This is a genomic window from Bradyrhizobium sp. USDA 3311, from assembly GCF_054062495.1.
In genome coordinates this window covers 8,141,548-8,157,362 of record NZ_JBSSFI010000001.1, presented here as the reverse complement: position 1 = coordinate 8,157,362, position 15,815 = coordinate 8,141,548, and the positions used below count along the sequence as shown (strand labels likewise).

General features: G+C 66.3%; 12 protein-coding genes. 7 read left to right on the top strand and 5 right to left on the bottom strand.

Going from position 1 to position 15,815, the window contains the following annotated elements; translation table 11 throughout:
• Positions 1 to 16: 16 nt before the first annotated feature.
• Positions 17 to 1,624 (top strand): benzoylformate decarboxylase, encoded by a 1,608-nt coding sequence (mdlC, locus tag ACVWW6_RS38820; RefSeq protein WP_082756110.1) that lies wholly within the window; start codon positions 17 to 19, stop codon positions 1,622 to 1,624.
• 72 nt (positions 1,625 to 1,696) lie between these two features.
• Here the strand turns inward: mdlC and ACVWW6_RS38815 are convergent, their stop codons facing one another.
• Positions 1,697 to 2,947, bottom strand: a complete 1,251-nt coding sequence (locus ACVWW6_RS38815; protein WP_456682629.1) for a multidrug effflux MFS transporter — start codon at positions 2,945 to 2,947, stop codon at positions 1,697 to 1,699.
• A gap of 88 nt (positions 2,948 to 3,035) precedes the next feature.
• Positions 3,036 to 4,388, bottom strand: a complete 1,353-nt coding sequence (locus ACVWW6_RS38810) for a glycosyltransferase (RefSeq protein WP_011085477.1) — start codon at positions 4,386 to 4,388, stop codon at positions 3,036 to 3,038.
• A gap of 362 nt (positions 4,389 to 4,750) precedes the next feature.
• On the opposite strand from ACVWW6_RS38810, the gene ACVWW6_RS38805 reads away from it, so the two are divergent.
• From ACVWW6_RS38805 to ACVWW6_RS38780, 6 genes are all read left to right on the top strand, one after another.
• Entirely contained in the window at positions 4,751 to 5,701 is a 951-nt protein-coding gene (locus ACVWW6_RS38805) for a c-type cytochrome (RefSeq protein WP_456682628.1), read from the top strand.
• A gap of 449 nt (positions 5,702 to 6,150) precedes the next feature.
• Entirely contained in the window at positions 6,151 to 6,876 is a 726-nt protein-coding gene (locus ACVWW6_RS38800) for a response regulator (RefSeq protein WP_011085479.1), read from the top strand.
• 211 nt (positions 6,877 to 7,087) lie between these two features.
• Positions 7,088 to 7,702 (top strand): DUF1127 domain-containing protein, encoded by a 615-nt coding sequence (locus ACVWW6_RS38795; RefSeq protein ID WP_456682627.1) that lies wholly within the window; start codon positions 7,088 to 7,090, stop codon positions 7,700 to 7,702.
• Positions 7,703 to 7,937: 235 nt separating this feature from the next.
• Positions 7,938 to 8,864: a cytochrome-c peroxidase gene (locus tag ACVWW6_RS38790; RefSeq protein ID WP_038965864.1), complete on the top strand. Its 927-nt coding sequence runs from the start codon at positions 7,938 to 7,940 to the stop codon at positions 8,862 to 8,864.
• On the top strand, positions 8,861 to 11,356 hold the full coding sequence (locus ACVWW6_RS38785) for a two-component system VirA-like sensor kinase (RefSeq protein ID WP_456682626.1): 2,496 nt from the start codon (positions 8,861 to 8,863) through the stop codon (positions 11,354 to 11,356). Before ACVWW6_RS38790 ends, ACVWW6_RS38785 begins: the two co-directional genes overlap by 4 nt.
• Before the next feature lie 152 nt (positions 11,357 to 11,508).
• Positions 11,509 to 11,787 (top strand): hypothetical protein, encoded by a 279-nt coding sequence (locus ACVWW6_RS38780; protein WP_456682625.1) that lies wholly within the window; start codon positions 11,509 to 11,511, stop codon positions 11,785 to 11,787.
• 44 nt (positions 11,788 to 11,831) lie between these two features.
• On the opposite strand, the gene ACVWW6_RS38775 is transcribed toward ACVWW6_RS38780, so the two are convergent.
• The 3 genes from ACVWW6_RS38775 to ACVWW6_RS38765 form a co-directional block, all read right to left on the bottom strand.
• A complete protein-coding gene (locus tag ACVWW6_RS38775; protein WP_456682624.1) occupies positions 11,832 to 12,980 on the bottom strand; it encodes an amidohydrolase in 1,149 nt (382 codons plus the stop codon).
• An 81-nt stretch (positions 12,981 to 13,061) separates the two neighbouring features.
• Positions 13,062 to 14,255 carry a M20/M25/M40 family metallo-hydrolase gene (locus ACVWW6_RS38770; protein ID WP_456682623.1) on the bottom strand — a complete coding sequence of 398 codons (1,194 nt, stop codon included), beginning with the start codon at positions 14,253 to 14,255 and terminating at the stop codon, positions 13,062 to 13,064.
• 116 nt (positions 14,256 to 14,371) lie between these two features.
• Positions 14,372 to 15,619: an MFS transporter gene (locus ACVWW6_RS38765; protein ID WP_456682622.1), complete on the bottom strand. Its 1,248-nt coding sequence runs from the start codon at positions 15,617 to 15,619 to the stop codon at positions 14,372 to 14,374.
• Positions 15,620 to 15,815: the final 196 nt, after the last annotated feature.

Genomic DNA, 15,815 nt, shown 5'->3' with positions numbered 1-15,815 from the left:
GCCGGGAAATCAACCCATGAACTCAAAAGTCCTGACGGTCCGGGAAGCAACCCTCGGCGTGCTTCGTTCCTTCGGTGTCGATCGTGTGTTCGGCAATCCGGGCTCGACCGAGCTCGCCTTTCTCGGCGACTGGCCCGACGACATCGATTACGTGCTCGGCCTGCAGGAAGGCTGCGTCGTCGGCATGGCCGACGGCTATGCGCAGGCGACCGGGCGTCCGGCCTTCGTCAACCTGCACTCGGCGGCCGGGCTCGGCCACGCCCTCGGCAATCTCTTCACCGCGTTCCGCAACAAGACGCCGATGGTCGTCACGGCGGGCCAGCAGGCGCGCAGCCTGCTGCGGATGCGGCCTTATCTCTTCGCGGAGGATGCCGAGCAGTTTCCGAGGCCCTATGTGAAGTGGAGTTCGGAACCTGCGCGGGCGGAAGATGTGCCCGCGGCCATTGCGCAGGCCTTCCTCACCGCCATGCAGCATCCGCGCGGCCCGACATTCGTGTCGGTGCCGTCGGATGATTGGGCGCGGGCGGCCGTCGCGCCGCCGGTGCGCCACATCGCAACGGAGTTTGCGCCCGATCCGGCGGCGATCGTCCGGCTCGGCGCAGCCATCGCAGCGGCCAGCAAGCCTGCCTTTGTCGTCGGACCCGAGATCGATCGCAACGGCTGCGTCGATGCCATGGTCGCGGTCGCCGAACAGGCGAGGGCGGCGGTTTGGGCAAGCCCGATGTCGAGCCGTTCGAGCTTTCCGGAATTGCATCCGCAATTCGCAGGCTTCCTTCCGGCAGCGCCCGGAGGGCTCGCGCGCGCCTTGCGCGGCGTCGATCTGATCGTCGTGGTCGGAGCGCCGGTGTTCACCTTCCACGTCGAAGGACAATGCGAATTGCTCGACGACGGAACGCCGGTCTGGCAGATCACCGACGATCCGGCCGAGGCCGCGGCCGCGGCGGTCGGTGACACCATCATCAGCACGCTCCCGAAGGCGCTCGTCGCGCTTCGTTCGGCGCTGCCCGACATCGCCAAGCGCGAGGGGCCGGCCGCGCGGACCCGGCCTGCCGTTCCCGCCGCGCAAAATCCGATTCCTCCGGCCTATGCGCTGAGCCGGCTGTCGGCGCTGATGCCGCGCGATGCGATCGTGGTCGAGGAGGCGCCGTCGCATCGTCCCGCCATCCAGCAGTTCCTGCCGCGGCCGGGCGCGGACAGCTTCTACACCATGGCAAGCGGAGGGCTCGGCTACAGCCTGCCGGCCTCCATTGGCGTGGCGCTGGCGCGGCCGGGCCGTCGCATCGTCGCCCTGATCGGCGATGGATCGGCGATGTACTGCATCCAGGCGATCTGGACTGCGGCGCAGCGTCGCCTGCCGATCACTTTCGTGATCATGAACAATTCCGGCTATGGCGCGATGCGGGCCTTCAGCCAGCTGATGCAGGCGCATCGTCCGCCTGGAATCGACCTGCCCGGGCTCGACTTCGTTGCGCTCGCCAGGGGGCACGGTTGCCCGGGCCGCCGCATAACCGACGTCGCCGATCTCGACCGCTGTCTCGCCGAAGCATTGGCCTCGGGCGGCCCCGCGCTGGTCGACATCGCCGTCGACGACGCCACGACGGACCTGTTCAACCATCCGCGCTAGATTTGTTCGGCGATGAAACCCCCTTTGGCGTCGGCGCGCGCCGGGTCCTTCAGCATCGGCGTCCTGCGAACCTTAAGAGCTCGTGGAGCTGCGGATCGCTTCGCTGGCATCGATCACCTGCGATCGCAGTCGACGGTCGGCGGAACGCGCGACCAGACAATACAGGACCAGCGCGAGGAGCGACGACGCTGCCATGACCGCCGTCATCGAGAGCGCAGTCCGTCCGTCGAAGCGAACCGCCACCAGCCCGCTCGATATGGCGCCGGCGATCAGTTGAATGCTCCCGGCAGCCGCGCTGACGGCGCCGGCGATCTCGGGGAGGTGCTGCATCGTCGCGCTCATCACGTTCGGCACGCTGAGCCCGAAGCCGAGTGCCACCGCCATCAGCAGCGCGACGACAAGCGCCGTGGGCATCCAGCCGGTCAGTGTCATCCCGAGCAGCACGACGCTCGCCGCCGCCGACAGCGCCAGCCCGATTGCGAGCATGTGGCTTGAGGATATCCCGCGCCGGCCGAGCTGCCCGTCGAGCAAGGCACCGCCCATCACGGACGCCGAGCAGGCGCTGAAGATCAGGCCGTATTGCTCGGGCGAGAGCCCGACGGTGCCGACAAAGAACAGCGAGGCGCCGGTGACGTAGGCAAACACCGTCGCGCCGCCCGCGGCGCCGACCAGGATGTAGGCAACCGAGACCGGATGCGTCAGCACCCGGCGATAGCTGTCGATCACGGCGGACGGCACCAGGCGCCCGGACGGCGCGATCGCCGCCGTTTCGGCGAAGCGAAACATCACCACCACCAGCAGCATGAAACCTATCGCGGCCTGGGTTGCATAGATCGATCGCCAGCCGGCAGCCGCCAGCAGCGCCGCGCCGGCCGTCGGCGCGATCACGGTCGCGACGTTGACTGCGACCATGATGCTGCCGATCTTGCTTCGCGCGGCGTCGCCGTCGAAGAGATCGCGGATGATGGCAAAGGTCGTGGCGGTTGCGGCGGCGCCGATGCCTTGAACGAAACGGCCGAGCAGCAGAACCGGCAGCGAGGAGGCAAACGCACAACTGACGCTGGCGGCGACGAACAGCGCGAGGCCGAAGCCCAGAACAGGCTTGCGGCCAAGGCGGTCCGAGACGGGTCCGTAGATCAGCGGCGCGGTGGCGAGGCTGAGCATGAAGGCGCTCATCGTCAACCCGACATCCGACGCGCTCACGCCCAGTGTGGCGCCGGTGGCGGCCAGGGCCGGCAGGTTGATGTCGATGCCGGAATACGGCACGGCCGCAAGAAGGCCGAGCAGCAGCGTGAATGCAAAGGTGTCTGGTTCGATTCGCATGGGCGAGCATCCGGTGACATGTGACGAACTTCTACGGAGCGACGGAGCGCGGTCGCTCCGCCCTCCATCGCTCCGTTCAGACGTGCGATCAGGCACGCCGGCCGGAGCGCCGTCCCTGGCTCGCTGCGATTGCGCGCAGGCGTGACACTTCCGTCTCGTCGGTCACGAGCTCGCCGATGACCCGGAGAATTTCCGTCCGCGTGTCGATCTCGGCGAACTCGTCCGCGATCTGCGTTGCGCGGAATTGATAGCGCGGTTGGTCGAGCACCGTCCGCACCGCCTCGCGCAGGGCCTGCGGAGTCGGCTCGTTGGTCGCAAGGTTGATGCCGACGCCGGACCATGCGACCCGCGCGTTGACGTCGGCCTTGTCCTCGGTCAGTCCCGCGGTGACCAGCGGGATGCCGAAGCTCAGGGCCTGATTGACGCTGCCATAGCCGCCATTGGTGACGAGCACGTCGACGTTCGGCAGCAGCCATTCGAACGGCAGGTAGCTCGCGATGCGTGCGTTCGACGGGACCTTGCCGGGAATGGCGTCCACCGGGCGGCCGCCTGCGGTCGCGATCACCATGATGTCGGGCTCGTCGGCCAGCGCCGCCAGTGTCGGGGCGACCAGCAGATTGAAATTGTGGTTGGCCACCGTTCCCTGCGTCACCAGAACGATCTTGCGTGTACCATCGAGCTCCTCGGCCCATGACGGCGGTGGGACCTGGTTGGCAATGATCGGAGGCGTGCCGACGAAATGCACGGAGGACGGGATCTCGCGCGGAAATTCGAAACTCGGCACCGACAATTGCAGATAGGCGTCGCCGAGAGCGACCACGGAATGGAAAAGCGGCATTGCTATCGGTCCGACGCCGAGGCCCTTCAGGGTCCGGTTCAGGCGCAGTGACACCGGCTGATCGACCGCCGCATCGAAGTCCCGCGCCATGGCCGCATAATGATCGCGTTCGTCGTCGGTCCGTGCTGGCGGCAAGCCGAGGAAGTTCGGCGCACCGTCCTCACGCGCCCAATGCAGGAACGAGGTGCCGCAGAGCGCGATGGGGGGCCGCTGCGAGCGCGGTCCGAGCAGCATCGGGAGCACGCCGAACAGCATGTCGTCGCCGACGATGATATCGGCCGGGAATTGCTGCAACGCCTGCAGCAGCCCCTGGTGCTGGGCCGGAATGGCGTCGACGAAGATGCGCTCGCAGGCGACGCGGAACCACTCCAGCCCCGGCGGGATGGTCTTGAGTTCGGGGACCCGCGAGAAGACGTCGTTCGGATCGAAGTCAGCGCCCTCGGGAAGGGGAAAGAACTTGACGCCGCTGGCCTCGACGCGGGCGCGAAAGGCGGTGCCGGTCATGAAAGCAATCTCATGACCCTCGGCGACCAGGATCCGCGTGATTGCCAGCATCGGATTGAGATGACCCGTCGCAGGCGTCGAAGCGATAAGAATCTTCATGGGAGATGACCTCTTGATGATCGATGCGCGGTCGCCACCGGGCGGCCGCTCTCGTGAGCAAGAGGGAATTGAAGGGATCGCGGTTACACCAAGGCTTCCGATGGCCGCCAAATGGTTACGTCGGCAACGCATCGTGGCGCGGCCAAGGCCGACGTGCCGGCGAAGATGGTGCAGTCGCGCGAGGACTACGGTTGTAACGCGAGCGGCCGGCCGTGAAACGGAGCGGTAATGCCGCGCTCGTAACCCGGCAGAACGCCGTTTGGCGCGCCGCGACATTCGGCGGCGATTTTGGCCGAAGCCGATTATTGACGACCGAGATAGCGCGCGGTCTTGACCACGCAGAATTCGTTGAGGAAAACGTCATGCAGAATATTGTCGCCCTGATCGCGATGGTTGCTTTCATCGTGCTCCTGGTCTGGTCGGGTGCTTGCGCCCTGCGGGCACAGAATCCGCTGGTGAAGTGGGGTGGCGTGGTGCTGGCGGCGGCGCTTATCGTCCCGCTATCCGGCGTAAGCGCGTTGACCGCAGCGGGCATCGTCAAGCAGCACGCGCGCTCCGCGCCGGTCCCCGATCTCCAGGTCGAGGCGACACCGGAACGCATCGCCCGCGGCAGGGCGGTCGCCGACGGCTTCTGCGCCGGGTGTCACTCGAAAAGCGGTGTGCTGTTGGGTGGCGGCGACGTCGGCGAGGATCTTCCACTTCCGATCGGCTCGTTCGTGCCCGCCAATTTGACTCCCGCCGGGGTCCTGAAGCATTGGTCCGACGGCGAGATCTTTCGCGCCATTCGCAATGGCGTCGATGCGCGGGGGCGATGGCTCGCGATCATGTCCTTTACCAATGCCGGCCGGCTGAGCGACGACGACACCAAGGCCGTGATCGCCTACATCCGCGCCTTGCCCGCGAGTGGTGAGGAGACCCCGGATCCACCGGATCGCTTCAGCGTGCTGGGCCTTGCGATGCTGGGCGCCGGCCTGTTGCCGGATGCAAAGCCGGTCTTCACCGGTGTGATCACCGCGCCGCCGAAGGGGCCGACGGCGCGCTACGGCAGGTACTTGCTGTCCTATCAGGATTGCCGTGAGTGTCATGGCAAGGATCTCTCCGGTGGCGTGCCCGGCCAATTGCCTCCGCTCGGACCCGACCTCGGTATCGTCAAAGACTGGAGCCAGGCGCAGTTCATCTCGACCATGCGCACGGGTGTCGATCCGAACGGACATCGGCTCGACGACCAGATGCCGTGGCGACCGATCGGGCGGATGGACGACGACGACCTCGCTGCGATCTACCTGTACCTGGCGGGTCTCCCGCGCTCCTGACATATCCTGACAAACGATCTGTTGCGGCCGATCTTTCCCGGCTGCAACACTGTCGTTCGCACGCCGGATACGCGCAACGGCAAAAGCTCACGCGCAGGCGAAGTCGACGTCGCGCGCGCAGGAAAATGTTGGCAGTCTTCTCGCCATCGCTCGCGCAGTCGTCGTCACTGCAGTCGTCGTCACTGCCGAACAGTCACCTCGTCGCCGACGAACGATCTCGCACGCCGGCGCATTGGAATCGCTCAAAAGTAGCATTTGCTAGGATCACAATTATTCACGTCTGCGACATCCGGCGGAGTTGGCCGCAGAAATACCGGGTTACGGCATCATCAAGTGGTCATGAACGTTGTCGTCGCATGGCGACGCTTTTGCTGTCCCCCATATTATTCCGAGTGATTGCGAATCTTGAACGTGACCCGGTTGGTGACGACGGATTTTGAGAGTGAAGTATGCTTGCAGATGTTGGCCACATCGTTGTTGTCGATGACGATCCCACCTTGCGGCAGATGGTGATCAGATATCTGGAGGAGCACAATGTCCCGACCAGGGCGGCGTCCAACCGGTCTGAACTGTACCACTATCTCGAGGCCGGTCAGCCCAGTCTGATCATCCTCGACCTTCGCCTCGGTCAGGAAGACGGCCTGGACCTGCTGCGGGAAATCCGGTCGCATTCCGACGTGCCTGTCATCATCACGACCGGCCACCGCCCCGACGAGATCGATCGCATCGTCGGGCTCGAGCTCGGCGCTGACGACTACATCATCAAGCCGTTCTCCTTGAGAGAGCTGCTGGCGCGCGTCCGGGCGGTGTTGCGGCGGCAGGAGATGGGCCGTGCCGCGCGCGCCCGGGATCCCGAGCGCGGCGGCTATCGCTTCAACGGCTGGAAGCTGGAACGCCGCGGCCGAAAGCTCATCGATCCGAGCGAAGCGCCGGTACCGCTCAGCAAGGGAGAGTATGCCTTGCTGCTGGCCTTCCTCGAGGCGCCGCAGCGACCCCTGACCCGCGAGCATCTGCTTCAGGCCACCCGCATCCACGAAGACATTTTCGATCGCAGCATCGATGTTCAAGTGCTGCGGCTGCGGCGCAAGCTGGAGGTCGATCCGAGTGCGCCGCGCGTCATTCAGACCGAGCGCGGCGTCGGCTATGTCTTCGCGGTTCCCGTAGATCCGTTCTAGGGCAAGATCCGGACCCGAAGGGTCACGTTAGCGCGAAGTGTGCGGCGGTCTTCCCTCGCGACAAACACGGAACGCGTCTGCGCGGAGATCATGTTCGAGCAATGTGGCGGCCGCCGGATTGCAATTGTAACCCCTTTGCCTGTGGCGGTGATCTCGGCGTAACAGCCGGCCGGCACATAGTCTCCCACGAACAGCGTGTGGGAGAGTTACGATGAAGACGCATTCTCACGGTGTCATCCGTATTGTCCGGCCGGGTGACGCGGAGCCCGATGGGCAAGGTTGGTCCGATGGCCGCGGGATGGCCCGTCTCGGTTCTGGCGGCACCGCGCGGCAGGGCCTCGCCGACATCGGTTCGGATTCGGCGCCGCCGGCTGCGCAGCCGGGCCAGGAGCTCAGCACATTCTGGTGGGCGGTCCTTACCTTCTTCATGGAAGGGTTTGCCCTCTATGGTGCCGCGTTGCATCCGACCGCGGCCATGCCGGTTCACGCAATACTGGCGGCACGGAGGGATTGGCAGTCGCAGCCCAACGCAAGCGAGCCGGCGGAACCGGTGCAGGGCCGCGGCAGCGACGGGGCCGAGAGCAGCGGCAATGTCGTCGAACTCGGTCGCTCCCGGCGATTCGAGGTGCAACCGGAGCGTCGCTGGAGTCCGCTGCGTTCGGCCGGTGAGACGTTGACGGTCTTGCTGTCGCACGCGCGCCGGGAACGCGAGATCAGACGAGCTGTTGCCGCTCTCAAGGAGCTCGACGACCGGACATTGCGCGATCTCGGAATCCACGGCCGGTCGGAGATCGAGGGGATGGTGAGGTACTGCCATGATTGCTGAGGCGCTCTACCTTGCCTTCGCCGGACTGGGCCTGTTTCGCGCCGTGCCTCGTTCGATGATCTGGTGCGGCCTCCGTTTCCGGATCCGGCGATCGCCGCATTCACGAAATCATCGAGCCTCGATCAAAAGCCCTTGAAGAGGCGCGGTTGCTTTCGCTCCCGCCCCCATATCACTGACGGTGCGACGATTGACTGGATTTCGCGGAGCCGGACCAGGCGCCGGCTATCGGGGTGGCTTGATCGCCATTTGCGCGGTGCTGCTGTGCTGCGTGGAAGTCACGCCCGCGCCGTCGCAGCCGCCGTCGGCGCACGCATTTGACCGCGGGGAGCCGATCACGCCAATTCCCGCGGCCCCTGCCGCCGACCCGCTCAAGGTCGCCCTTGGCGAGAAGCTGTTTGGCGATCGCCGGGTCTCGCATGACAATTCCCGCGCCTGCCAATCTTGTCACGATATCGCGACGAACGGCGCGAGCCAGAAGCGGCACGATGTCGGCCTCAACGGGGCGGAGCTTGCGCTCAACACGCTCACCGTCTTCAATTCGACGCTCAGCTTTCGTTTCGGCTGGGAAGGAAAATTCCGTACCCTCGAGGCCGATATCGAGGCATCGCTGCAAAGCCAGCACACCATGGGCAGCAGCGCGGCGGAGGTTGCCGCAAAGCTCGATGCCGATCCCGACATGCGCGATCGTTTCGTCGCGGCCTATGGCCGCCGTCCGGAAGGCGCCGATGTCGTCGACGCGCTGGCGAGCTTTCAACGCACGCTGGTCACGCCGGGCAGCAGGTTCGATCGCTGGCTGAAGGGCGACGACGCAGCCCTTTTGGCCGGCGAGCTGGACGGATACCGCCTGTTCAAATCGCTGGGTTGCTCCGCCTGCCATCAGGGCGTCAACGTCGGCGGCAATCTGTTCGAGCGGCACGGCATATTCCATCCCCTCGCGTCGCCCGAGCCCAGGATCCTGCGCGTGCCGAGCCTGCGCAACGTCGCGACGACCGCGCCGTATTTTCATGACGGCAGCGCGCCGACGCTCGATGACGCGGTTCGCAAGATGGCGCTGGCCCAGTTGAACGCGACGCTGACAGACCAGCAGGTCAAGGCGCTCGTCGCCTTTCTCAACAGCTTGACCGGGACCTATCGCGGCGCGCCCGTCGGAGGCTCGCCGTGAAATCCGCTCCCGCCGTGATCAGCGTCGCGTTCGTGCTCGGGCTTCTCACCTGGTTGCTGCTGCACGGGCTGAACATCAACTCGGCGCGTTATGACAGCCAGCTTCGCGCGCTCGGGGATTTCACCCGGTTCGAACGCGGGATGACCAGGGAGGTCCTCACCGCGCGTGCCGGCCTGTCGCGCAACTATGACGCGCTGGTGCATATGGTAAATGCCTATGACGATGCCCTGACGCGGCTGCGCGACACGGCAGGCCTCGACGCCGAGCAAACCAGGGTGATCGATGTTCTGTCGGCGCGTGCCGACCGGCAGGAGAGCCTGATCGAACGGTTCAAGAGCAGGAACGCGTTGCTGCAGAATTCCTTTGCCTATTTCGGCCTGTTCAGCGACAGATTGGCCGCATCGGAGTCCCGGCCGCTGGTGACGGCCGCCTCCGCGCTGGCAGCAGCCATGCTCCGCCTGACGCTCGATACGTCGGATGCCGCAGCGCGCCAGGTCGAAGACCGACTGGAAGAGCTGGCGCAACTTCAAGCGCCGCCGGCGGAGACGGATTCGGTCCACGCGCTGCTGCTCCACGGACAGATGCTGCACGACCTTCTGCCTGACATCGACACGATCCTGAAGACGCTCGTCGCCGAATCCAACAACCGCGAGCAGGATGCGATGCTGGCTGTGATCCTGAAGCGCCAGCTTGCCGCGCGCGCCTCGGCGCGCAAGACGCGGTTGCTGCAATATATAACCTCGCTGCTCCTGCTCTCCGGCATCATCTATTTCGGAATGCTGTTGCGCAAACGGGCCATGGCGCTGCGCCGTCGCGCCGCATTCGAACACGTGATCGCCAATATCTCGATGCTGTTCATCAATTCGAGCAACGACGGAATCGATGCGGATGTCGAGATGGCGCTTCGCCAGCTAGCCGGATGCATCGGCGCTGACAGGGCCTATTTTGCCTGCGTGGTCGGCACCACGATGCACACCTATCGGTGGTCGCGCGACGGCATCGCATTCGAGTCCGGCTGGCCGGAGCGGGTGCTGAGCCTCGCACCGCGATTGGACGGCGGCGAAGACGGCATCGTCTATATCCCCAGGATGAACGCCTCGCATCCCCATGACGCGATGCTCACCGAGGCGGGTGTGAGCGGCTGGCTGTGCATCATGGCGGCCTACGGAAGCCGCGATGGAATTCTCGGCTTCGATGCGGTGCGCGGAGGCGCGCTCGCATATTGGTCCGAAGTCTCGCTGTTTCGCATGGCCTTTGACGCCATCGGCAACGCGATCCGGCGGGCCCGCCTCGAAGGGGAGAAGGAGCGCCTCCAGGCGAGCCTGCAACAGGCGCGTCGCATGGAGACCATCGGGACCTTTGCCAGCGGCATCGCCCATAACTTCAACAACATCGTCGGCGCCATTCTCGGCCATGCCGAAATGGCCGATGCGCGGGTCGCGCCGGGAAGCCGGCCGGCCGCGAGTCTCGCCGAAATCCGCCGGGTCGGCGAGCGGGCGCGTGAGCTGGTCGAACAGATTCTCGGCTTCGGGCGCCGCGGCGAGGGCAGGCGGGAGCGCGTTTGCCTCAGGACCTTGGTCGACGAAACCAGATCGCTGCTGGCCGCATCGCTGCCTTCGCACGTCACATTCGAAGTGGACGAGACCGCCGACATTGCCATCGTGACGGGCGAGTCGGCCCAATTGCAGCAGGTCATCCTGAACCTGTGCAACAACGCGGCGCAGGCGATGAAGGAGCCCGGCCGTATCGAGCTCCGCATCAAGGCGCATGATCTCGCCAAGCCGTTGTCGATCGGGCGGAGCGAGGTCGGTCCCGGCCGATTCACCGTCATTTCGGTCGCCGATCCCGGGCCGGGCATGGACGAGGCGACGCTGGAGCGGATCTTCGAGCCGTTCTTCACCACCCGCCCGGACGGTAACGGCCTCGGGCTCGCGACGGTTCGCGAGATTGTCGAGCAGCATGGCGGCGCCGTCGCAGTGCAGAGCAGGCCGGATGCCGGCACGCGCTTCGACATCTGGCTGCCATCGGGCGAGCCCGTCGAGCCGCAGCCCGCTCAACACGGCTCGGATCCAGCGTTCCTTGGGGCCGGCGAAACCGTGCTCGTCATCGACACCGACCGCCGCCGCCTGTTGCGCTATGAGGAAATCCTCGCAGCGCTGGGTTATGAACCCGTGGGCTTCACCGGGTTGGCGGAGGCGATCGCCGCCTGCCGGGCCGCGCACGCCCGGTTCGACGCGGCGTTGGTGTGTCATCTGCCGGGCGGCTCCTCGCTCGATCTCGCGGCAGCGTTGCATGATGCGGCGCCGGCCCTGCCGATCATCCTCGCTGCGCCCTCGACGCGCGACCTGGCGATGCCGTCGCTCAAGACATCCGGCATTACCGAGCTCGTCCATCACCCGCTGGCGTCGGCGGAGCTCGCCAGCGCGCTGGCGCGGAGCCTCGTCTCGTCGGCCACGAGCGGAAGATTGCGGCGAGCCGCCGGGGCTTGCTAGCCCGCCGGCCCGCGACGACAAGGCCTGCGGTTGCAGTGGTAACGCGATATCACTGCCGGCGAAATGGCCGGGTAGCCGGGATCTCCTATTCTTCGCAGGCGCGTGTTCGCAAGTTGCGAATGCGCAGGCGTCACCGCGATAGGAGACAGATGATGTCAATCAGACTTGGCGTGACCACCGTCGCAGCTGCGTTGTTGTTCTGGCCGGTTTCGAGTCTCAGGGCAGGAGGGAGCGCCCCCACGCGGATCGCCTCGCCCGGCAATCCTCCACCGACAAAATTCGCAGACCTTTTCCGGCAAGCACCCATCGGGCACCGGCAGCCGCGGCCCGACGATTTGTCCGAGCCTGTGCAGGCTGCGCCCGTCGACGTCGAGCTGCGACGGCTCGACGCCGAAATCGACCGCAAGCTGATCATCTGCCGCGGCTGCTGATCATGCCGGATGGCGGCGTGCACAGGGCCCGCCGCCTCCCCGTGCTAGTTCGACGCCAGCGCCGTCTTGGCGACCTCGGCCATCCAGCCCGATGCGACGGGAAGGATCGCGTCGTTGAAATCGTAGCGCGGGCCGTGCAGCTCGGCGCCGTCGCGCAAGTCGCCGTTGCCGATCCAGACGAACGCGCCGGGCCGCTGCTTGAGGTAGAAGGCGAAATCCTCACCGGCCATGCTGGGCGCAAGGTCGCGCCTGACCTCGGCCCGCACCTTCTCCGCGGCGGCGCGCGCAAGGCCCGCCTCATCAGGCGTGTTGACCACGACGCCGACGCCCATGACGATCTCGGGCGTGACCTTGACGCCAAAGCTTGTGGCGACGCCGGCGCAGATCTCGCCGATCCGCGCGAGGAGGACGTCCTTCACCGCCTCGCGATGAAACCGCAGCGTGCCGCGGATCGCGACCTTGCCCGCGATCTGGTTCGGTGCGGTGCCGCCCTCGATCGTGCACAGCGAGAGCACGGCGGTGTCGAGCGGATCGACGCTGCGCGACACGATCGACTGCAGCGCCACGATGAGATGACCGGCCGCCATGACCGGATCGCGCGTCAGATGCGGCATGCCGGCGTGCCCGGCATGGCCCTCGATGGTGATGGTGACGCGTCCTCCGGAGGCCATGACGACGCCGTCATGCACCGCGATGGTGCCGGCGGCAAGGCCCGGCCAGTTGTGGAAGCCGAACACCCGGTCCATCGGAAAGCGCTCGAACAGCCCGGCGCCGACCATCGCGCGCGAGCCACCATAGCCTTCCTCGGCCGGCTGGAAGATGAAATCGACCGTGCCGCTCCAGCTGGTGTCGGCGGCGAGCAGCGCCGCGGCGCCGAGCAGCGAGGCGGTGTGCCCGTCATGGCCGCAGGCATGCATCACGCCTGATGTCGTCGAGGCGTAGGGCAGGCCGGTATCCTCGGTGATCGGCAGCGCATCCATGTCGGCGCGCAGGCCGACGCGACCCTGCGCGTGCCCGCGCGTCAAGGTCGCGACGACGCCGTGGCCGCCGATGCCGGCCTCGAAGGGAATGCCGAGCTCGGCGAGCCTGTCCTGCACGAAGGCCGCGGTCGCCTTCTCCTGGAGCGACAGTTCGGGATGGGCATGCAAATGGCGGCGCCACGCGGTCAGTTTCTGGTGCAGTTCGGGTGTCAAGATACGGATCTCTCGTGTCGGTTGGCGGAGGTTCGTAGGATGGATTTCGCTGCGCTCGACCCATCCTGCAGGCTCACATGCTCACCGCATCGTCGCAAGCTGCACGGCCAGCGCGCAGGCGCGGTCGTACTCGTCGAGATTGATCCATTCGTCGACCGTGTGCGCCTCGTTCTGGCCGGCGCCGAAGGTCACGGTCGGAATGCCGTGGCGGACCATCCAGTTGGCATCGAGGCCGCCATTGGCGGCGCGGACATTCGGGGTGCCGCCGACCGCGGACACCGCCTCGATCGCGCGTTTGACGACGGGGAGGTTGTCCTTCATGCGGAACGGGTAATAGTCGGTCTCGGCCTTGAACTTGACCTTGCCGGACTTGCCTTGCGCATTCGTCACCTTCTTGGCCGCCTTCTCGAACGCGGCCTTGTAGGCTTTCGTGATCTCCTTGAAGAATTTTCCGTCGTGGCTGCGGCTTTCGCCGCGCACATGCACGTAGTCGGTGACGACGTTGGTGGCATCGCCCGCGGGGCGCCCTTCGCCGCCGGTGACGGGGCCGATATTGCTCGTCCCTTGCTGCTTGCCCTTCACCACCTTGCCGAACCAGCCGCCAGCCTTCGCGTCCGCAAGGGCGAGCGCCATGATCATGGTCGAGGAGATGCCGCGCTCCGGCGCGACGCCGGCATGCGAGGCGCGGCCGAAGATCTCGACGGTCCAGCGGTCGGCCCCGACCGCGCCGATGATCACGTTGGAGGCCGAGCCGCCGTCGTAGTTGAACGCCATCACCGGCGAGCCGAGCTCGTCGAGCTTGACGTGGCGCGCGCCGTAGAGCCCGCTCTCCTCGCGCACGCAGAACAGAAGCGTGATCGGCGGATGATCGAGCTTCTGCTTTTCGAGTTCGGCGGCCAGCGTCACCAGCACGCCGCAGCCGCAGCGATTGTCGCCGCCGAGCGCGGTCTTCGCCTCGTTGACGATCTTGCGCCCCGATTTCTTCGGCTTGGCGCCGGCGCACAGCGGCACGGTGTCCATGTGGGTCATGAACATGATGCGCGGCTGGTTGTGCAGCGCGCCGCGGCCGGGCAGGTCGACGATGAGGTTGCCGGTCTCGGTCGGCACCGGAATGCGGGTGTTGGCGTCGTCGAGCCGGATCGCCTTCGCCGGCACGCCGCTCTGCTTCAGCGCGGCGGTGAGCTCCCGCCCGATCGCCGCCTCCTGTCCGGTGACGCCCTCGACGGAGAGGAAGCGCATGAGGCGATCGGTGGCGGCTTTGGTGTCGACAGGCATGGACTGGAATTCCCTTGATGCAGGTAGCGGCGCAGGCTCGTAGGATGGGTAGAGCGAAGCGAAACCCATCGACCCGTGTGCGAAGATGATGGGTTTCGCGAAGCGCTCTACCCATCCTACGAACGCGGCGACGTATAAGTCAAAAAGATCAGCACGCCGAACGCCAGCGCCGCCGCCATGAACAGCAGTACGGCCGGCAGCCCCGCGAGCGCCGCCACCGCGCCGGTGACGGACTGCATCAGCGCGGTGCCGAGAAAGAAGGCGAGATTGACGGCAGCGAGTGCCTTTCCCGCGACCTGCGCGTCGACGAGTTGCCTGGACATGCCGAACAGCAGCGGCTGGGCGGAGGTGAAGAGCCCGATGAGCACGAACAGTGCCAGATCGTAGTGCGGCGGCATGACGGTCACGCCGAACAGCCATGCAACGGCAAAGTGCGGGGCTCCCAACGCCATCAGCGCAAGCAGCAGCGCCGCGCACGCGTGAGTGCCGGCCACCAGCTCGCGGCGGCGGCCGATCCTGCGGTCGATCATGCCGATGAGAAGCGGCCCCACGATCATCGCGAGCGTGAAAGCACCGAGCTGGTTGCCGGCCTCGACCCGCGTCAGTCCCTTGATCTCCATCAGCCATGGTCCGCCCCACAGGCCGCGCAGCACCAGCGAACTCGCCAGCGACACCAGCGCCAGCGCGATCAGGCCGCGCAGCGGCCGCGACAGGCCGAGCCTGAGCACCTCGATCATCTGCGCCATCGGCGAGGAATGGTCCTTGTGCTCGGCCGGCTGGTTCGGCACCAGCGCGAACACTGCGAGCGCCACCACGACGCCGCCAGCTGCGGAGACCCAGAACCCGGCACGCCAGCCCCAGGTGTCGACCACGAAGGCGAGCGGGCTCGACGACAGCAGCATGCCGATATTGCCGATCGAGAGGATCGCGCCCGACCACAGTCCAAATCGCGCCGCCGACAATTGCTTGGCCGCGAGCGTCATCGGGCACATCAGCATGCCCGAGGTGGCGACGCCGAGCATGAGCTGGCCGACCGCAAAGCTCTCGGGGCCTGTCGCGAAGCCGGACGCGACCGCGCCGAACACGGTTCCCGCCAGCAGGGCGAGCGACACCGGCCGCACGCCGAAGCGATCCATCGCCGCGCCGACCGGAATCTGCGCGGCGGCAAAGGCAAAATGATAGACCGAGGTCAGGCTCGCCAGCGCCTGCGGCTCGATATGGAAGTCCGCCGCCATCAGGTCGAGGCTGATGGCCGGAATGGTGCGCAGCAAGGTCGAAAGCATATGACCGCAGGCGAGCGCGACCAGCGCGAAGATCAGCGCGCGGGTGGCGCTTCCCGCCTCGTCAGTGGCTGCGGTCCCCATGAGTGTCCCGTCCCGTGAAGGTTTTGGCTGGGGTACATGATCGAGGGGACGGTGCCAATGGGGGAAGGGCAGGCCTGGCTATTCGAGATTGTGGCGTCCGAACTTTCAGCTCGTCGGGTGGGTCGAGCAACACGAAACCCCTCAACCCGTTTGCAACGAAGATGAGTCTCGCGAAGAGCTCGGCCCATCCAACGAG